This window comes from Moheibacter sediminis (assembly GCF_900176425.1).
In the GTDB taxonomy this organism is placed as follows: domain Bacteria; phylum Bacteroidota; class Bacteroidia; order Flavobacteriales; family Weeksellaceae; genus Moheibacter; species Moheibacter sediminis.
The window spans coordinates 1-1,926 of sequence record NZ_FWXS01000021.1 but is presented as its reverse complement, the minus strand read 5'-3'; the positions used below and the strand labels follow the sequence as shown (position 1 = coordinate 1,926).

Below are 1,926 nucleotides of genomic sequence, written 5' to 3'. Positions count from 1 at the left end.
GAAACGAAGTAGTGAAATCAGTTCAGGTTTATGATTTGAATGGAAAATTAATTCTAAATCAAACTTCAAATTCGATTTCAAATGTTAATTTAAATACTTTACCAAAAGGAACTTATGTTGTAAAAGCAACGACAGACAAGCAAGTAAATACATTCAAAATAGTTAAGAACTAAATGTTAGACCGTAGAGATGTACAATTGTGTATCTCTACAGAAGAATCATCATCAACCCTCATGTGAATATTTTGTTTCAGATTTAATTTTTGAGTTCATATAATTAAGATCGAATATTCACTTTCCCGGCAGGATTTTATCCTGTCGGGATTTTATGAAAATATCCAACTCAAAATGCATAATACATCACACACATGAAGAAATTTTACACAATATTAATTTACCTTCTAACCTTTAGTGGTTTACAAGCGCAAATGGAAACTGCACATTGGCGTTTTGGATTTTTTGGAGGTTTGGATTTTACTTCGGGTTCTGCTTCAATAACTTCAGGGAATTTGCATACCAATGAAGGTTGTGCTACAATTTCAGACAATTGTGGAAATTTACTTTTCTATACCGATGGAAAGACGATTTTTTCCAAGGACAATTCTGTGATGCAAAACGGAAATGCACTTTTAGGAGACGCTTCCAGTACGCAATCCGCAATTATAATTCCCAATCCTGACAACTCCAATATCTATTATATTTTTACAACTTATTCACTCAACGGAGTACATTATTCGGTAGTGGATATGTCGCTCAATGGAGGTTTAGGCTCAGTATTGCCAGGTCAGAAAAATATTCAACTTCCGTTGAGTGGGGCTATGAAAGGTTCTGAAAAACTGACTGCTGTAGCCAAAGCAGACAATTCGGGTTATTGGATAATTACACATTATTTAGACAGTTATTATGCTTTTTCAGTAACAGCTCAGGGTGTCAATACAACTCCCGTTATATCTCAAGTAGGCGTGAATGTTCCTGATAAGATTAATAATAAATTTTTCTATACCTATGCAATTGGTCAGCTGAAAGTTTCTCCGGAAGGAAATAAAATTGCTGCTGCACACTTCACTGCTGTAAAAGAAGAAGACTTTCATTTGTTTCCCATTAATTATTTTACACCGTCATGCACGATGGCTTTTACGTATGGTGGAATTTTGGGTTTATATGATTTTGACAATGAAACAGGAATAGTAAGCAATGAAACCATTCTTAATTCTTTATCTAATGAAAGAAGAACCTATTATGGAGTTGAATTTTCTCCCGATGGGAAAGTTTTATACAGCAGTTATGACGTTTATAATTTTGCAGATGAATGTGGAGAGGATATAATCGCGCACAGAACCAATGCGGTAGTTGATAAGTATGACTTGACATCAACTTCAATTCCTGCTTCTCAAAGCATTTTATTCCAGAACAATGACCCAAATAAATCATTAGCAGGCTCTTTGCAATTGGCACTAGATGGGAGGATTTATCATGCGATGTATTCTTCACTTTCTTATATCACCAATCCAAATGATTATGCAACTTCTATCTTTCATTTGAGTGGGATAAGTTTATATCAGACAACATTGGGGCTGCCGCCATTCATTGCTTCACTTTTTGATCCTAAAATTTTAATCAACGGAGCATTTCACATCGATACATTTTGTTTAGGAACGGAAATGGAATTCAGCTATGAAGGTTGTCCGGAAACTATAATAGGGTGGGATTTTGGCGATGGAAATACGTCGTCTGAAATCACACCAACACATACTTATGCAAATCCTGGGACATATATTGTTACACTTACATTTACTGCTCCGGGAGGTCAGATTGAAACCATAACAATAGAGATCGAAATCGTTCCTCCACCCGCTGTTCAAAATGCTGAATTGAAAGAATGTTTGGATTTAAACGGAGCAGAAGTAGAATTTGACTTAACGGAATC

Annotated in this window: 2 protein-coding genes; both read left to right on the top strand. The window is 35.4% G+C overall.

Annotated elements, in window-relative coordinates:
* The first annotated feature begins 11 nt into the window (after positions 1 to 11).
* Positions 12 to 173: a T9SS type A sorting domain-containing protein gene (locus tag B8977_RS15335; protein WP_394334482.1), complete on the top strand. Its 162-nt coding sequence runs from the start codon at positions 12 to 14 to the stop codon at positions 171 to 173.
* A gap of 194 nt (positions 174 to 367) precedes the next feature.
* Positions 368 to 1,926, top strand: a 1,559-nt coding sequence (locus B8977_RS14925; RefSeq protein ID WP_143736562.1) for a PKD domain-containing protein, incomplete at its 3' end; no start/stop codon positions are given.